Source organism: Micromonospora sp. NPDC001898, assembly GCF_042891255.1.
Lineage (GTDB): Bacteria > Actinomycetota > Actinomycetes > Mycobacteriales > Micromonosporaceae > Micromonospora.
Map to the genome: position 1 here is coordinate 192,430 of NZ_JBIATC010000003.1, position 16,327 is coordinate 208,756.

The 16,327-nt window shown below is 73.9% G+C and carries 10 protein-coding genes, 1 pseudogene and 1 riboswitch; of the genes and pseudogenes, 2 read left to right on the forward strand and 9 right to left on the reverse strand.

Annotated features, from left to right (window positions below; all coding sequences use genetic code 11):
• Window positions 1-157: 157 nt before the first annotated feature.
• The 3 genes from ACFYZF_RS08850 to htpG form a co-directional block, all read right to left on the reverse strand.
• A complete protein-coding gene (locus ACFYZF_RS08850) occupies window positions 158-820 on the reverse strand; it encodes a transglycosylase family protein (protein ID WP_387017398.1) in 663 nt (220 codons plus the stop codon).
• A riboswitch (cyclic di-AMP (ydaO/yuaA leader) is annotated at window positions 820-973 on the reverse strand. It overlaps the preceding gene by 1 nt.
• 278 nt (window positions 974-1,251) lie before the next feature.
• Complete coding sequence (locus ACFYZF_RS08855) at window positions 1,252-2,010, reverse strand: hypothetical protein (protein WP_387017400.1); 759 nt, start codon at window positions 2,008-2,010, stop codon at window positions 1,252-1,254.
• A 125-nt stretch (window positions 2,011-2,135) separates the two neighbouring features.
• Window positions 2,136-4,049, reverse strand: a complete 1,914-nt coding sequence (gene htpG, locus ACFYZF_RS08860) for a molecular chaperone HtpG (protein WP_387017402.1) — start codon at window positions 4,047-4,049, stop codon at window positions 2,136-2,138.
• Between the two features lie 447 nt (window positions 4,050-4,496).
• Here htpG and ACFYZF_RS08865 point away from each other — a divergent pair, with 447 nt between their 5' ends.
• Together ACFYZF_RS08865 and ACFYZF_RS08870 are read left to right on the forward strand one after the other, a co-directional pair.
• Entirely contained in the window at window positions 4,497-6,152 is a 1,656-nt protein-coding gene (locus ACFYZF_RS08865; protein ID WP_387017404.1) for an ATP-binding cassette domain-containing protein, read from the forward strand.
• A 102-nt stretch (window positions 6,153-6,254) separates the two neighbouring features.
• Window positions 6,255-6,404 (forward strand): annotated as a pseudogene (locus ACFYZF_RS08870) (RNA polymerase sigma factor); the annotation flags it as partial.
• A gap of 387 nt (window positions 6,405-6,791) precedes the next feature.
• Here the strand turns inward: ACFYZF_RS08870 and pip are convergent.
• The 6 genes from pip to ACFYZF_RS08900 form a co-directional block, all read right to left on the reverse strand.
• The gene (gene pip / locus ACFYZF_RS08875; RefSeq protein WP_387018374.1) at window positions 6,792-7,772 is read right to left on the reverse strand and encodes a prolyl aminopeptidase; all 981 of its coding nucleotides are present in this window, start codon (window positions 7,770-7,772) and stop codon (window positions 6,792-6,794) included.
• Window positions 7,773-7,900: 128 nt separating this feature from the next.
• The gene (locus tag ACFYZF_RS08880) at window positions 7,901-9,073 is read right to left on the reverse strand and encodes a trans-sulfuration enzyme family protein (protein WP_387017406.1); all 1,173 of its coding nucleotides are present in this window, start codon (window positions 9,071-9,073) and stop codon (window positions 7,901-7,903) included.
• 31 nt (window positions 9,074-9,104) lie between these two features.
• A complete protein-coding gene (locus ACFYZF_RS08885; RefSeq protein WP_387017407.1) occupies window positions 9,105-9,965 on the reverse strand; it encodes a carbon-nitrogen hydrolase family protein in 861 nt (286 codons plus the stop codon).
• Entirely contained in the window at window positions 9,947-10,276 is a 330-nt protein-coding gene (locus tag ACFYZF_RS08890; protein WP_387017409.1) for an AzlD domain-containing protein, read from the reverse strand. The genes ACFYZF_RS08885 and ACFYZF_RS08890 overlap by 19 nt, the downstream gene beginning before the upstream one ends.
• Before the next feature lie 5 nt (window positions 10,277-10,281).
• On the reverse strand, window positions 10,282-11,202 hold the full coding sequence (locus ACFYZF_RS08895) for an AzlC family ABC transporter permease (RefSeq protein ID WP_387017411.1): 921 nt from the start codon (window positions 11,200-11,202) through the stop codon (window positions 10,282-10,284).
• Entirely contained in the window at window positions 11,195-16,327 is a 5,133-nt protein-coding gene (locus ACFYZF_RS08900; RefSeq protein ID WP_387017413.1) for an amino acid adenylation domain-containing protein, read from the reverse strand. Before ACFYZF_RS08900 ends, ACFYZF_RS08895 begins: the two co-directional genes overlap by 8 nt.

The window sequence follows — 16,327 nt, forward strand, 5'->3', positions numbered from 1 at the left end:
TTTTGGGGGGCTGTGCCGGTGCTCCCGCGCGCGCCCCCCCCGGGGGGCGGGCCCGTGGGGGCCGCGGAAGCGCCCGGCCGGAGGGCCCGGCCGGGCGCTTCCGGTGCTGGGTGCCCCGGGACCGGGACGCCGGGTCGCGCCGACCCGGCCGGACGTGTCAGAGGCTGAGCCGCTGGCCCGGGAAGATCAGGTTCGGGTGCTCGCCCACGACCCGCTCGTTCTTCTCCCACAGCACGCGCCAGCCGCCCCGCACGCCCTGCGCCGTGGCGATCTTGGAGAGGGTGTCGCCCGACCGGACCACATAGGTCATCCCGCCGCTGGACGGAGCGCTCTTCGGGGCGCTCCTCGTGGTGTCCCGCTTGCTGCGCGTGGCCGGCTTCTCGGTACGCGGGGACCGCTCCTTCGGGGCGGCCTTCGTCTCCGACTTCCGCTCCGACTTCGAGCTGCCCTTCGTCGAGCCGCCCTTCTTGCCGCAGGTCGGCCACGCCCCGATGCCCTGGCCGTCGAGCACCTTCTCGGCGATGCGGATCTGCTCGCTCCGGGTCGCCAGGTCGGCACGGGCCGCGTACTTCTTGCCGCCGTAGCCGGCCCACGTGCCCTGCGAGAACTGCAGGCCGCCGTAGTAGCCGTTGCCGGTGTTGATGTGCCAGTTGCCGCCGGACTCGCACGAGGCGACGGCGTCCCAGTTGACCGCGGCCTGGGCCGGCGCGGCCGGGCCGGCCAGGGCGACGACCCCGGCGAGGGCGCCCGCGGCGAGAGTGCCGACGGCGGCGCGGCGGACGGTCACCCGACGGTGGCGGGCGGTGTATTCAGTTGCCATGTGTGATTCCTCCACGCCGGCGAGGTGAGCTGTCGGGTTCGGGCCGAGGAGCCCGGCCGCCGCAGGCGGCTTCACCCCGAGGTGCGGTGCACCGAGGAACGTGTGGGTCCCCCGCTCCTGCCTGATTGACAAGGGAACCGACGGTCGGCGGCAGGACTAGGCGTTACCGACCGTGGTCGCCGCGTTCGCGGACTCAATCGACGTTAGGCACCGTTGGTGACGGGTGCCCACCTCTTGTGAAGTTCTTCACCCGCTCGGGCGAGGGACCACACCGTCGACTTGCGAGACTTCACCAGCAATGCAGGGCGAACGCCGGGCCGGGTCTGATCAGGGTGAACCGCCATCGGCCAACCTCGTCCCGTTACCGAACGTGATTGGGGTCCGATTGCGCACATCGGATGCCGGAAACACTCGGTGATCACCCACATCGCTCAGTGGGGCGGTCGCCGGCCGTGCCCGGCAACGGCGGTGTCGGCCGTACAGCTCAGCTCCCCGGGGACGAGTTGCACGCGGGCGGGCCGCCACACCTCGACCCGTCCACCCTCCACGCGGGCCAGCAGGCAGTCGTACTGACTGGCCCGCAGCGCCACCCCCACGACCCCACCCACGGCGGCGACCTGCCGGATGACCAGAGGCTCAAGGTCGAGGCGGTCGACCGCCGCGCGGACGGCCTGCTCGGTGGCCGCACCGCCGGTGGGAAGGGCTTGGCGCAGGTCGTCCTCGGCGGAGCCCGGGAGTTCCGGGTCGACGGAGACGGTGAGCGGGGAGCCGTCCGGACAGGACACCTCGTCGACCCGGTCGTCCATGGCGTCCTGCTCGACGCTGATCGCATAGCAGACGGGCAAGTCGAACGTCTCGTCCATCGACCGGCCGGACGCGTCGACCGCCGTGGCCACCCCGTGCACGCGGACGATCAGCGAGACCCCGCCCCCGGTCCGGGTGTCGTCGATCCGCATGACCTCCGTGCCGGCGACCCGGGCGGCCTCCCGGGCGTACCGCTGCGCCGGGTGCGGGTACCGGCGTTCCCGCGCGACGGCCTGCTCGACGCGGATGACCTTGCCACCGGCGTCCTGCATCGCCAGCTCCCTGGTCCGGACCGTGTCGACCTGCGGCTCCGGCCCGTAGCAGCCTGGCAGCAGGAGCAGCCCGATCGACACCGGCACCAACCCGCGCAGCCGCCCCCGAAGCATGGGGTCATTATCCCGCTCCGTCCGCCCGTCCGGGGCCCCGCCCGGCGGGACGCGCAACGGCGCGCGCCGGGCGTCCACGGTCGACGGTGTCGACCGGGAGCCCGGCGCGCGGTGCGTCGCGGCGGCTACAGGGTGCGAGCCAGCCGGTCGGCGAGGATGCGGGTGAACCGGGACGGGTCGGCCAGCTCGCCGCCCTCGGCCAGCAGCGCCATCCCGTACAGCAGCTCGGCCGTGTCGCCGAGCGAGTCCGCCCCGGCGTCCTGCTCGTGGGCCTTGCGCAGCCCCTCGACCAGCGGGTGCCCCGGGTTCAGCTCCAGGATCCGCTTGACCTGCGGCACCTCGTGCCCCATCGCCCGGTACATCTTCTCCAGCGTCGGGGTGATGTCCTGGGCGTCGCCGACCACGCAGGCCGGGGAGGTGGTCAGCCGGGTGGAGAGCCGGACCTCCTTGACGCTGTCGGAAAGCCGGCCCGTCATCCAGGTCAGCAGGTCGGCGTACTCCTGGCGCTGCTGCTCGCGGGCCGACTCGGCCTCCTTCTTCTCCTCCTCGGTGTCCAGGTCGACCTGGCCCTTGGCGATGGAGCGCAGGGGCTTGCCGTCGAACTGCCCGACCCGCTCGACCCACACCTCGTCGACCGGGTCGGTGAGGACGAGCACCTCGTAGCCCTTGGCCCGGAACGCCTCCATGTGCGGCGAGTTCTCGATCATCGGCCGGGACTCGCCGGTCATGTAGTAGATGTCGCCCTGGCCGTCCTTCATCCGCTCGACGTAGTCGCGCAGGCCGGTCAGCTCCGCCGGATCGTGGGTGGAGGCGACGGAGACGATGTCGAGGATCGCCTCGGTGTTGTCCGGGTCGTCGAGCAGGCCCTCCTTCAGCGCCGGGCCGAACTCCGACCAGAAGGTGCGGTACTTCTCGGCCTCGTTGGCCTTCAGCTCCTTGACGGTGGCGAGGATCTTCTTCACCAGCCGGCGGCGCACCGCCTGGATCTGGCGGTCCTGCTGGAGGATCTCCCGGGAGATGTTCAGCGACAGGTCGTGCGCGTCGACGACGCCCTTGACGAAGCGCAGGTAGTTCGGCATCAGCGCGTCGCAGTCGTCCATGATGAACACGCGCTTGACGTAGAGCTGCACGCCGCGCCGGGCCTGCGGGGCGAACAGGTCGACCGGGGCGTGCGAGGGCAGGAAGAGCAGCGCCTCGTACTCGAAGGTGCCCTCGCCCTTCATGTGGATCGTCTCAAGCGGGTCGGCCCAGTCGTGGCTGACGTGCTTGTAGAACTCCTTGTACTCGGCCTCGTCGACCTCGCTGCGCGGGCGGGCCCAGAGCGCCTTCATCGAGTTGACGGTCTGCACCTCGTGGGTGACCGCGCCGTCCTCGCCCGGGCGCTCCACGGTCATCCGGATCGGCCAGGCGATGAAGTCGGAGTACCGCTTGACGATCTCGCGGATCTTCCAGTCGACGGTGTAGTCGTGCAGGTTGTCGTCGCTGTCCTCGGGCTTGAGGTGCACGGTGACGGCGGTGCCCTGCGGCGCGTCGTCGATGGTCTCCACGACGTACGTGCCCTCGCCGGTGGACTCCCAGCGGGTGCCCTCGGTCTCGCCGGCGCGGCGGGTGACCAGGGTGACCCTGTCGGCCACCATGAAGGTCGCGTAGAACCCGACCCCGAACTGGCCGATCAGGTCGGCGGACCCGGCCGAGTCCTTGGACTCGCGCAGCTTGGCGAGCAGTTCGGCGGTGCCGGACTTGGCGATGGTGCCGATCAGGCCGACGACGTCGTCGCGGGACATGCCGATGCCGTTGTCCCGGACGGTCAGGGTGCGCGCCTCGCGGTCGGCCTCGATCTCGATGTGCAGGTCGGAGGTATCGGCCGCGAGATCCTTGTCGACCAGGGACTCCAGGCGCAGCTTGTCCAGCGCGTCGGAGGCGTTGGAGACGAGTTCGCGCAGGAAGACGTCCTTGTTCGAATAGATCGAATGGACCATCAGCTGGAGCAGCTGGCGCGCCTCCGCCTGGAATTCCAGCGTCTCGATCCGGTTGCTCACACCGACCCCCTTCAGTTACTTCCGACCTTCGCGCACAGGATACGAGTCGTCGCTCGCGGTCGCGTCACCCGCCCGGCCCGGCGAAGGGACCGGGTGGCTTTCCTGCCGTGCCGTGAAGGTGGCGGCGCAGCCATCATGTCCAGATGACAACCCCACTGCTCTCCTCCCTGGTCGAGGCGAGGTAGCGAACGAGGTAGGGTTGGCACCGTGACTCACACAGGCATCGCGTCGATGAGGCTCCGCATCCGCCGCTGACGGCGGCGCACCGAGCGATCCTCACCTCCCTGCCCGCCGTTCCGGTCTCCTGCCGGGCGGCACCTTCAGGCTGCCCGGCTCCATCGCGAGCTGCGGAGCGTTCCTGTGTCCTTTCCTCCCACGAATCCATCATTCCTGCCGCGAGCCGACTCTCCCGTCCACCACGAGCCCGTCCACCACGAGCCCGCCGGCGTGGACGAATCGCTGTCGGCGGGCGGCGCGGTCCCGGCCGGGGAGCACGCGCACCTGCGCGCCGAGGGCGTGAGCGTCCTCCTCGGCGGGCGACAGGTCCTCCACCACGTGTCGATCACCGTCTCGGCCCGGTCCCGGCTGGCGATCGTCGGCGAGAACGGCTGCGGCAAGACAACTCTGTTGCACGTCCTGGCCGGCATGGTCCATCCCGACGCCGGCTCGGTGCGCCGGGTGGGCACCATCGGGCTGGCCGAGCAGGCCTTGCGCGCCGGACCGGGCCTGACCGTCGGCACCCTCACCGATCAGGCGCTGCGCGCCGCCAACGCGGCGTTGGGCGCGCTCGACGAGGCGGCCGACGACCTCGCCGCAGGGGTGGACGGCGCGGAGGAGCGCTACGCCGCCGCGTTGGAGGCCGCCACCCGCCTCGATGCCTGGGACGCCGAACGCCGGGTCGACATCGCCCTACAGGCGCTGAGCGCGTGCACCGACCGCTCGCGCGAGCTGAGCACCCTCTCGGTCGGGCAGCGCCACCGAGTGCGCCTGGCCTGCCTGCTCGGCGCCCAGCACGACATCCTGCTGCTGGACGAGCCCACCAACCACCTCGACGCCGACGGCCTGGCGTTCCTCACCGCGCAACTGCGCGCCCGCCGTGGTGGCGTCGCCCTGGTCAGCCACGACCGCGCTCTGCTGCGCGACGTCGCCCGGGACTTCCTGGACCTGGACCCCAGCCAGGACCGCATGGCGCACCTGCACGCCGGTGGCTACGACGGCTGGCAGGAGGGGCGCCGCCGGGAGCGCGAGCGGTGGGAGCAGGAGTACGCGGCGCAGCAGGCCGAGCAGCACCGGCTCACGGCAGCCGTGAAGCAGGCCCGCGACCGGCTCAGCACCGGCTGGCGCCCGGACAAGGGCACCGGCAAGCACCAGCGCCAGTCCCGGGCCCCCGGGGTGGTGCAGGCGCTCAACCGCGAGCGGGACGCCCTGGAGTCGCACCGGATCACCGTGCCCGAGCCACCGCTGCACCTGCGCTGGCCGGAGCTGACGACCCGTCGCGGCACCGGGCTGGTGCGCGTCAACGGCGTGCTGCTCGCCGGGCGCCTGGAGCAGCCACACACGCTCAGCCTGAACGGCGGCGACCGGCTCCTGATCACCGGCGCGAACGGCGCGGGCAAGTCCACCCTGCTGTCGGTGCTGGCCGGTAGCCTGCGACCGACCAGCGGATCAGTGCACCGCCTCCCCGGCGCGCGCATCGCCCTGGTGGGGCAGGAGGTGCCGAGCTGGCCGGCCGATACCACCGCGCGGCAGGTGTACGAGCAGCACATCGGTCAGCTGATCGCCTCCGGTCGCCTCCGCGAGAGCGAGGCGGTGCCGCTGAGCGCGACGGGCCTGCTGGACCGCGAAGCGCTGCGTACCCCCGTTCAGCGGATGTCCCAGGGCCAGCAGCGGCGCCTGGACCTGGCGGTGCGGCTCGCCGCCCGGCCCGATCTGCTGCTCTTCGACGAGCCGACCAACCACCTGTCGGCGGCGCTGGTCGACGAGCTGACCGCGGCTCTGCTGACCACGCCGGCCGCTGTCGTTGTCGCCACCCACGACCGTCAACTGCTCGACGACCTGGCCGGCTGGCCCCACGTGAACCTGCTCCACCACCATGCGGCTTGATTACCAACCGCCACAACCGAAACGGGTCGCGGGCCGCTCATAGTGTGGTGGGAGGCCGGGTTGCGGAGTGAACAGGAGTACGTCGAGTACGTGCGCGCACGCATGCCGTGGTTGCGGCGGCTGGCGTACCGACTGTGCGGGCAGTGGTCAGCCGCCGACGACCTGGTGCAGGAGTGCCTCGTCGCGCTGTACCGGCATTGGCGAAAGGCGGCGGCGGACTCGATCGACGCGTACGTCCGGACGATGCTGGTGCACGCCTACCTGGCGGAGCGGGAGCGGTTCTGGAACCGGCGCGTCCGGCCAGTGGCCGACGTCGTCGGGCCCTCGACGGCGCCGCTGGCCGGCGCCGAAGACCGCGTCGACCTGCTGGCTGCGCTGACGAAGTTGTCCCGCGAGGATGGCAAGCACGGTCCAGACGACCGGAACTCTGCGGGTCAGCCGATCCGGCGCCCGCGTACCCAGCCGAGCACGCAGACGGCAAGGGTGGGCGTGTCACCGTCCAGTAGCCCCCCGGTCTGCGGGGTGTCGACAGTGCGGGCTGACCTCTCTCGCGCCCGCTATCGAAAGGCCGGGGCGTTTGGCCACGGCAGACGAACCCACCGCTGCAGAACGGCCACACCGAAACTGATTAGGCACGGCTCAGCGGGCGGCGAACCGGTCCAGCGTGGCCCGCAGGTGCCCGCGCATGGCGTTACTGCCGGTATGGCCGGAGTCGGCGACCACGATCAGCTCCGCGTCGGGCCAGGCGCGGGCCAGCGACCACGGCGTCTCCAGCGGCGAACCGAGGTCGAGGCGGCCGTGCACGAGCACCCCGGGAATCCCGGCCAGCCGGCCGGCGTCGCGCAGCAGGGCGTCGTCGTCGAGCCATGCGCCGTGCGAGAAGTAGTGCGCGCAGATCCGGACGAACGCCAGCCGGGCGTCCGACGGCCGGTCGCTGTACACGCCGGGCCTGCCCTGTGGCTCCAGCGAGACGACGGCGTCCTCCCAGGCCAGCCAGGCGTTCGCCGCCCGGTGCCGCACCCGCGCGTCCGGGTGCTCCAGCAGGCGCGCGTACGCGGCGAGCAGGTCGCGGGCCGTCCCCCGGCCCGGCTCGACCGTCGGGCGGTCTGCCTCCGGCACGGCATCGGCGAACCGCCGCCACTGCTCGGGGAAGAACCGGCCGACGCCCCGGTACAGCCAGTCGATCTCCGACCGGCGGGTCATGGTGACCCCGACGAGGACGATCGCGCTGACCCGCTCCGGGTGCCGCTGCGCGTACGCGAGCCCCAGGGTCGAGCCCCACGAGTCGCCGAACAGCAGCCACCGGTCGATGCCCAGGTGCTCGCGCAGCCGCTCCATGTCGGCCAGCAGATGCGCCGTGGTGTTGTGCCGCAGGTCGGCGGCCGGGTCGGCGGCGTGCGGGGTGCTGCGCCCGCAGCCGCGCTGGTCGAACTGGACGATCCGGTACCGGGCCGGGTCGAACAGCCGGCGGACGCCCGCGCCGGAGCCGGCCCCGGGCCCGCCGTGCACGACGAGCGCCGGTGTGCCGCCCGGGTCGCCGGACACCTCCCAGTGCACGAGGTTCCCGTCGCCCACGTCGAGCATGCCCTGTTCGTACGGCTCCCCGAGCCCGTACCCCATCTCCACGCTGCCCCTCCCGGGCCTCTGGTGCGCGCAATTACACGGAATGTGCGGCCTTCGGAGCCTGCAACAGCCACGAATTCCGTGAATTTTCGCTGGCGGGTCAACGGGCGGACCGCCGGCGGCGGTCAGCCGGCGATGGCGTCCAGGGCTCGGGTGAAGTCCGCCAGTAGGTCGGCCGTCTCCTCGATGCCGGTGGAGACCCGCACCAGGCCCTCGCCGATGCCGGTTTCGGCGAGCTGCTCGGCGTCGACGATGCCCGCCCACATCGAGCGCGGGTGCACCACCAGGGTGCTCACGCTGCCCAGGCTGGCGGCGCGCTTGGCCAGCCGCAGCTCGGCCAGCAGGGTGGCCACCGCCGGCCGGCCGCCGGCCAGGTCGAGGCTGAACACACCGCCGTGCCCGCTCATCTGCTTGGTGGCCAGGTCGTGCTGGGGGTGGCTGGCCAGCCCCGGGTAGCGCACCCGGGCGACGGCCGGGTGCTCCTCAAGGGCCCGGGCCAGCGCGAGGGCGTTGTCGTTGTGCCGGGCCATCCGCAGCGGCAGCGTCCGGATGCCGCGCAGCAGCAGCCAGGCGTCGATCGGGCCGAGCGTCGCCCCGGTGACGATGGAGGTCTGCCACACCCGGTCGACCAGCGCGGCGGACCCGACCACGACCCCGGCCGAGACGTCGGAGTGGCCGCCGAGGAACTTCGTGGCGCTGTGCCAGACCAGGTCCGCGCCGAAGGCCGCCGGACGCTGGTTGACCGGGGTGGCGAAGGTGTTGTCCACGACGGCGTACGCCCCGTGGGCGTGCGCCAGGTCGACCACGGCGGTCAGGTCGGTCAGTTCCAGCAGCGGGTTGCTGGGGGTCTCCACCAGCACCAGCTTCGTCTGCGGGGTGAGCGCCCGGGCGAACGCGTCGACGTCGGTCTGGTCGACCTGGGTGCAGGTCACCCCGAAGCGGGTGAGCAGCCCGGTGGTCAGCGAGGTGGTGCCGCCGTACGTGCTGCGCTGCACGATCACGTGGTCGCCGGCGTTGAGCAGGGCCAGGGCGATCGTGGTGATCGCCCCCATCCCGGACGCGGTGACCAGGCCCGCCTCGACGCCCTCCAGCTCGGCCACCACGGCGGCGACCTGGGCGTGGTTGGGGTTGCCGTAGCGGGTGTAGAAGGCGTCGCCGCGCGTCTGCGTGGCGACCTCGGTGAACCGCTCGTCGGTCTCGGCGCTGAAGGTGGCGCTCTGCACGATCGGGGGCGACACCGCACCCGTGGGGCTCAGCCCGTCGTCGCCGTGGATCGCGGTCGTGCCGATGCCGGTCACCGGTGCTCCTTCGGTTGTCTGCTGCGAATGGTCAGGGTACGACGACGACCGGCGCCGGGGCGGGCGCGGGGGCGGCCCGGTCGGCGAGCATCCGCTGGCTGTCGCGCTGGTGCCGCAGCCGGGCGTCGTCGAGGTCGGCGACGGCCAGGCCGGCGGTGGCCCCGGCGTCGGCGAGGGGGCGGCCGTCGGGGGCGTACACGGCGCTGTGGCCGGCGAACCGCCACCCGCCGTGCGTCCCGGCGAAGTTGGCGAACACCACGTAGCTGGTGTTCTCCAGGGCGCGGGCCGGGAAGTAGACGCTTCGGCGGTGGTCGGAGTCGCCGACGGTGAACGCTCCGGACACCAGGTAGGCGTCCGCGCCGGCCAGCGCGAGGCCGCGGGCGTGCTCGGGGAAGCTGGCGTCGTAGCAGACGCCGAGGCCGAGCCGCCAGCCGCGCACCCGCACGAGCGTGTCGGTGGTGCCGGGGACGAACACCTTCCGCTCGTCGGCGTCGAGGTGCCGCTTGTGGTAGGTCGCGGCGACCGCGCCGTCGGGGCCGACCACGTGGGCGGCGATCGCCCAGCCGTCGGCGCGCCGGGCGCAGCCGCCGACCACGGCGGTCACCCCCCGCTCCCGGCAGGCCTGGCCCACCGTACGCAGGGCCGGGTCGCCGGGGGCCACCTCGCACCGGGCGACGTCGGCGGCGAGCAGCGGATAGTCGTACCCGCACAGCGACAACTCGGGGAAGACGACCAGGCTCGCGCCCAGGTCGGCGGCCCCGGCGATCGCGGCGGCATGCGCGGCGGCGTTGCCGGTCAGGTCGCCGCCGACCGCCTCGATCTGCGCCGCCGCCACCCGCAGCGGCTGCCGCAGCGGGGTGTCGCCCGTCGTCGTCACATCGCCCCCAGCCACCAGCGCAACCCGAAGAAGACCGCCAGCCCGACGGTCCACACGATCATGAACCGTTCGACGAAGAGCCCGGTCACCAGGGTCACCACCCCGGCCACCAGGTACGGGACCGTGACGACGGTGATCTCCACCCGGTTGTCGACGGGGGCGAGCACCGACGGCACCGCGATCGCGGCGAGCAGCGCGGGCGGCAGGTAGCCGAGGAACGTCTTCACGTCGGCGGGCAGTTCCCGGTCGCGGAAGACCAGCAGCGGCACGTACCGGGGGGCGAAGGTGGCCAGCCCCATCCCGAGGATGAGCAGCAGCATCGACATCGCGGTCACCTTCCGTCCACGTCGGCGGCGGCGTCGGCCGCCCGGTCCCCGGCCCGCACGGGCTCACCGGGCGGTACCGGCTCACCGGGCCGCTCGTGTGGCACGGAGCCCGGCGGCGGCCCGTCGGCGCCCGCCGTCAGGTCCGGCGCCACCGGGTCCGGGTCGTCCGCCGGCTCGTCGGGCTTCGGCGGGAACCAGCGGCGTTCGATCCGCTCACAGGCCATGCCGACGCAGGCGCCGCCGAGCGCCGCCAGGATCAGCCCCAGGTTGTACGGCAGGCCGAGGGTCAGCATGGCCAGCGCGCCGGCCGAGACGGCGGTGGTCCAGATCTTCCAGCCGGCGAGCGCCCCGGCGAGCACGACCAGGAAGACCGCGGTCATCGGGAAGTCCAAGCCGTGACGCAGCCGCTCCGGCAGCAGGTGCCCGGCGACCATGCCGACGACGGTGGCGATCGCCCAGTTGACGTACATGATGGCGGACGCGCCGAAGTAGTACATGCTCTTGCGGCGGGCCGGCGCGTCGCCCTTGATCCGGTCGAACGCGACGAAGAACACCGCGTCGATCAGCCCGAAGCCGAGCAGCAGCCGCCACCGCTGCGGCAGCTCCCGCACGTGCGGGGCGAGCAGCGTCGAATAGATCAGCATGCGCAGGCTGAGGATCAGTGTGGTCAGCACGATCACCGGCCACGCCGCGCCCTCGGAGATCAGCTTGAAGCCGATGAACTGGGCGGTGCCGGAGTTGACCACCATGGCCAGCCCGAACGTCTCCAGGTAGGACAGCCCGCTGGCCAGGCCGAGCGTCCCGCCGATCACCCCGAGGGGGAAGGCGGAGATCAGGAACGGCACCATCGAGCGGGCCCCGGCGACGAACTCGCCGCGCGGCGTCGCGGGCCGCTCGGCGGCGCTGGTGGGCGTGCGGTCAGACATGGTCCTCCCCGGGGCGGCGGGCACGCGGAGCGGCCGGGCCGGCGGCGCCGACGAGGGCGGCCACCTCCCCGGCGCGGGTACGGCAGAAGTAGTGTCCCCCACCGTCGATCTCTTCGAGGGTCACGTCGGCGGCGATTCGCCGCCACGCGGCGTGCTCGTCGGCCGAGCCGGTGGTGAGCGGGTCGTCGTCGGCGAGCACCACCGTCACCGGCACGGTCAGCGGCCGGTCGGCCAGCGGGGCGAGCCGGTCCCGCAGGTACGCGTGCGAGCCGAGCGCGTCGTGCCGGAACGCGGCGACCAGCGCCGAGGTGTGGTCGGCGTCGAGGCCGTCGAGGTCGGTGAAGCCGGTCTGCCCGACCAGCCAGTCCACCACGCCCGCCTCGTCGAGGGCCCGCACCTCGGCGATGCTGGCGTCGATCTCGGCCGCGTCGCGCAGCAGCTTGCCGCCGAGGAAGAGCCGCGCCGGCGGTGCCCCGGCGGCGGCGAGCAGCCGGGTCACCTCGACGGCCAGGGCCGCGCCGACGCAGTGCCCCCAGATGAGCACCTCGCCCCGGTCGGCGGCGCGGATCTCGTCGGCCACCCGCCGGGCCACCTCGTCGAGGTCGGCCAGCGGCTCGGGGTGGCCGAGGTCGTGACCGGGCAGGGCCACCGCCTGAACGGCCACGCCGTGCCCGGCGAGCGCCTCGGCGAGGGGGCGGAAGGCCAGCGGGTTGCCGGCGGCGTACGGGAAGCAGACCAGGACCCGGTCGGCGGCGACGCCGGACGGCGACAGCGGCTGGAGCAGCGGATCGTCGCCGGACCGGGCGGCCCCGGCCCCGATCGCCGCGCCGGACCCGGGGGCGACCGCCGCGCCGGACCCGGACCCCGTACCGGAGCCGGCGGGGGCCTCGGCGGACTGGGCGGGCTGGGCGGCCTCGGCGGCCCGGGCCAACGGGCCGAGGTCGGAGTGGGTCATCAGCTGCCGCAGGGTGACCAGCGGGCGCAGCGCGGCGACGACCCGCATCGCGGCGAGGGAGTTCCCGCCGAGGTCGAAGAAGTTGTCCTCCTCGGCGATGTCGGCCGCCGGCACGTCCAGGGTCGCGGCCCAGACCTCGGCGATCCGCCGGGCCACGTCGGTGGCGGGCGGGGTGCGCCCGGCGGGGCCGGCGGCCGGGGCCGGCGCGGTCCGGCCGAAGGTCCGCCGCGCGGGGGCGACCCGGGCCGGCAGCAGGCCGGCGGCGTACCCGCCGTGCGGGGCGTCCGGGGTGTCGGCCAGCGCGGCGAGGGCCCGCCGGTACGCCTCGCCGATCCCGGCCGCCTGCTCAGGGCTGAACTCGGCGGAGTGGTAGTGCAGGCTCAGCCGGACCTCGTCGGTGAAGAAGTCGCGCATGAACTCGGCCCGCAGGGCGAACTCGGTCTCGGTGCTGACCCGCACGTCGAGCAGGTCGAAGCCGGGCCGCTCGCGTAGCTGCTTGAGCAGGTAGAAGTGGGTGTAGTTGAACACCGTCTCGAACAGCGGGTCGGTGGTGGCGGCGTCGGCCTTCATCTGGGCCATCGGGTAGCGCCGGTGCGGCAGCAGGTCCGCCTCGGCCCGGTAGACCCGGCCGACGAGGTCGGCCCAGCTTCCGTCGCCGAGGTCGACGCGCAGCGGCACGGTGTTCAGGAACAGCCCCATCGCGGTGGTGGCGCCCTCGGACTCGGGCCGGCCGCTCTGCTCGTACCCGGTGACGACGGCCGCCTCGGCGGCGAGCGCGCCGATGACCTTGACGTGCGCGGCGAGCAGCAGGGTCTTCAGCGGCACGGCGAGCCGGTCGGCCAGCCGCAGCAGCCGCTCGGACAGCCCGGCGGACACGTCCACCTCGTGGAAGACCACCGGGCGCTGCGCGTCGACGGTCGGCGGCTCCCAGCGGGGCAGCTCGGTGACCCCGCCGTCGGCCAGCACGTCCCGCCAGAAGTCCCGGTCGTCGGTCGAGGCGACGGCCCGGCGTTCCAGCCCGATGTAGTCGCGGAAGTGGTTCCCGGTCGGCGGCTCGGGCAGCGGTCGGCCGTCGCGCAGCCGGTGGTACGTGTCGAACAGCCGGGTGTGCAGCAGGGTGATGCTCCACCCGTCCAGGGCCGAGTTGTGCTGGCTGAGGCTGTACCGGTACAGGTCGTCGGCGAACAGGTGCACGTGGACGCGGACCAGTCCCGGCTCCCGCCAGACGAACCGGTACGCCTGCTCCCGGTCGTGCCAGTCGGCGTACCGGCGCTCCTGCTCGGCCGGGTCGAGGCCGCGCAGGTCGGTCACCCACAGCGGGGTCGGCGCGTCGGCGTGCACGAGCTGGAGGTACTCGCCGTACCCGGTGAGGTGGTAGCTGGTGCGGAAGATCGGGTTGTCGGCGACCAGCCGCCGCACCGCCCCGGTGAACGCGGCCTCGTCGAACGGCGCGCTGATCAGGAAGCTGATGATGTCGTGGTACTGGGCCGCGCCCCGGGCCAGCTCGTTCTGGAAGATCAGCCCGGCCTGGAGCTGCCCCAGCGGGTACGCGTCGACCACCCCGTCGGGCAGCAGCGCCCGGTCGGCCGGGGACACCAGGTCGAACGGCGCGTACGTGGGGGGCCGCTCGCCGGTCGCCGGGGCGGCGGCGAGAGCGGCGATGGTGGGGTGGCGGAACATCTGCTGGAAGGTGAGGTCCAGCCCGGCGGCGTGCGCCCGGGCGAGCACGGTGACGAAGTGGATGGAGTTGCCGCCGAGGGCGAACAGGTTGTCCTCTACCCCCACCCGGTCCACCCCGAGCACGTCGGCCCACACCTCGGCGAGGATCCGTTCGACGTCGGTGCGCGGCGGCACGTACGGGCGGTCGTCGGCGGGCGGGTCGGGCAGCGCCCGCCGGTCGAGCTTGCCGCTGCCGGACAGCGGGAACTCGGCCAGCTCCACCACCCGGGCGGGGACGAGGTACCGGGGCAGCAGGCCGGACAGGTGCTCGGTGAGCGCCCGCTCGGCCACCGGGGAGTGGGTCAGCACGTACCCGAGCAGGTTGCCGTCGCGGGCCACCACCACGGCGTCCTTCACGGCCGGGTGGCCGCGCAGCGCCTCCTCCACCTCGCCCAGCTCGACCCGGTGGCCGCGCACCTTGACCTGGTGGTCGAGGCGGCCCAGGTAGTCGATGGTGCCGTCGGGCAGCACCCGGGCCAGGTCGCCGGTGCGGTACACCCGCTCCTCCCCCGCGTCCGGGGCGGCCACGAACCGGTCCCGGGTCAGCTCGGGGCGGTTGAGGTAGCCCCGGGCGAGCTGCACCCCGGCGATGCACAGCTCCCCCGGCACGCCGACCGGCTGGACCCGCAGCCGCTCGTCGAGGACGTGCAGCCGGGTGTTGTCCACCGGCCGGCCGATCGGCACCCGCTCGACGCCGGGCACGCAGCGGTGGTGGGTGACGTCGACGGTGGCCTCGGTCGGGCCGTACAGGTTAACGAGGGTGACGTGCGGCAGCAGCGCGGCGAGCCGGTCGACGTGGTGCGGGCCGAGCGCCTCGCCGCTGGCGAAGACCCGCCGCAGCCCGGCCAGCGGCGCGGTGTCGGCGGTGGCCAGCCAGTCGAGGAACGCCCCCAGCATGGACGGGACGAAGTGCAGGGTGGTCACCCCGTGCGCGGCGACCGCCGCGACGATGGCCTGCGGGTCGCGTTCCGCGCCGGGCGGCAGCAGGCACACCGACGCGCCCTCGCGGGCCCACCAGAACAGCTCCCACACCGACACGTCGAAGGTGGTGGGGGTCTTGTGCAGGATGACGTCGTCCGGGCCGATCGGGTGCAGCCGCTGCATCCAGGCGAGCCGGTTGGCCAGCGACCGGTGCTCGATCATCGCCCCCTTCGGGGCGCCGGTCGAGCCGGAGGTGTAGATGACGTACGCCAGGTCCCGCCCGTCGGCCTCCGCCTGCGGCGCGGACACCTCCGCGTCGGGCGGCCCGCCGGACGGCGACGCGGACACCGCTTCCCGGGGCAGCGCGTCGTCGGGCAGCGCGTCGTCGGGCAGCGCGTCGGCCGGCGACAGCGGGAGCACCGGGACGCCGTCGGGGACGGCCGCCGGGTCGGCGGCCAGCACGAGCGCCGCGCCGCTGTCGGCCAGCAGGTAGCCGATCCGGGCCGGCGGGTAGCCGGGGTCGACCGGCAGGTAGGCCGCGCCGGCCCGGTGCACGGCGAGGATCGCCGCGAGCTGCGCGGGCGACCGCTCGGCGAGCACGCCGACGACGGTCTCCGGGCCCGCACCGGCCGCCCGCACGGTCGCGGCGAGGACGGCCACCCGCCGGTCCAGCTCCGCCCACGTCCAGGTGGTGTCGTCGGTACGCACGGCGACGGCGTCGGGTGTCCCGGCGGCCCGGCGGGCCACCCAGGCGTCGGGGCGCAGGGCGTCGCCGGGGTCCACGGCGGTGTCGTTCATCGCGTCGAGCACCGCCCAGTCGGCGGGGGTGACCAGGGCGACGTCGTCGACCGGGGCGTCCGGGGCGGCGAGCGCGGCGGTCAGCAGGAGCAGCAGGTGCCCGGCGATCCGGTCGGCGGTGGCCCGGTCGTGGCGGGCGGCGTCGTGGTGCACGGTCAGCTCGGCGGCCGTGACCGCCACGGTGACGCCGATGCGGGGGTCGGGGGCGGCGTCGGCGGTGTGCACGGCGACGTCGAGGAACGGGTGCCGGTCGGCCTCGGCGTGCGGGGCGAGGTCCTCGGCGAGCAGCTCGACCGGGTAGTCGGCGTACCGCTGCGCCTCGGGCAGCGCGGCGCGGAGCTGCCCGAGGAGGTCCCGGTAGCTGACGTCGGGGCCGCAGGTCACCGGCAGGGGCAGCAGGCCGGCCAGCGCGTCGCCGTCGGCCGGGCGGCCGACCAGCAGCGCCGACGCGCCCGTCCAGCGGCGCAGCAGCGCCGCCACGGCGGCGGCCACCAGCACGTACCGGGCTGGTTCGGCGCCCCGGCTGGCGGCGGCGAGCCGGTCGGCCAGCGCGGCGCCGAGGGGCACGGTGACGGCCTGCGGGCGTGCCGGGGCACCGGGGGCGGGAGTGCGGTCGGCGGGGAAACCGATCCGGTCCGCGCCGGCGGTGAGCACGTCGCGCCAGTGCCGGGCGTGGTCGGGCCGCCGCGCCGCGGCGATCCTGAGCTGGCCCCGGGTCATCAGAGACTGCAT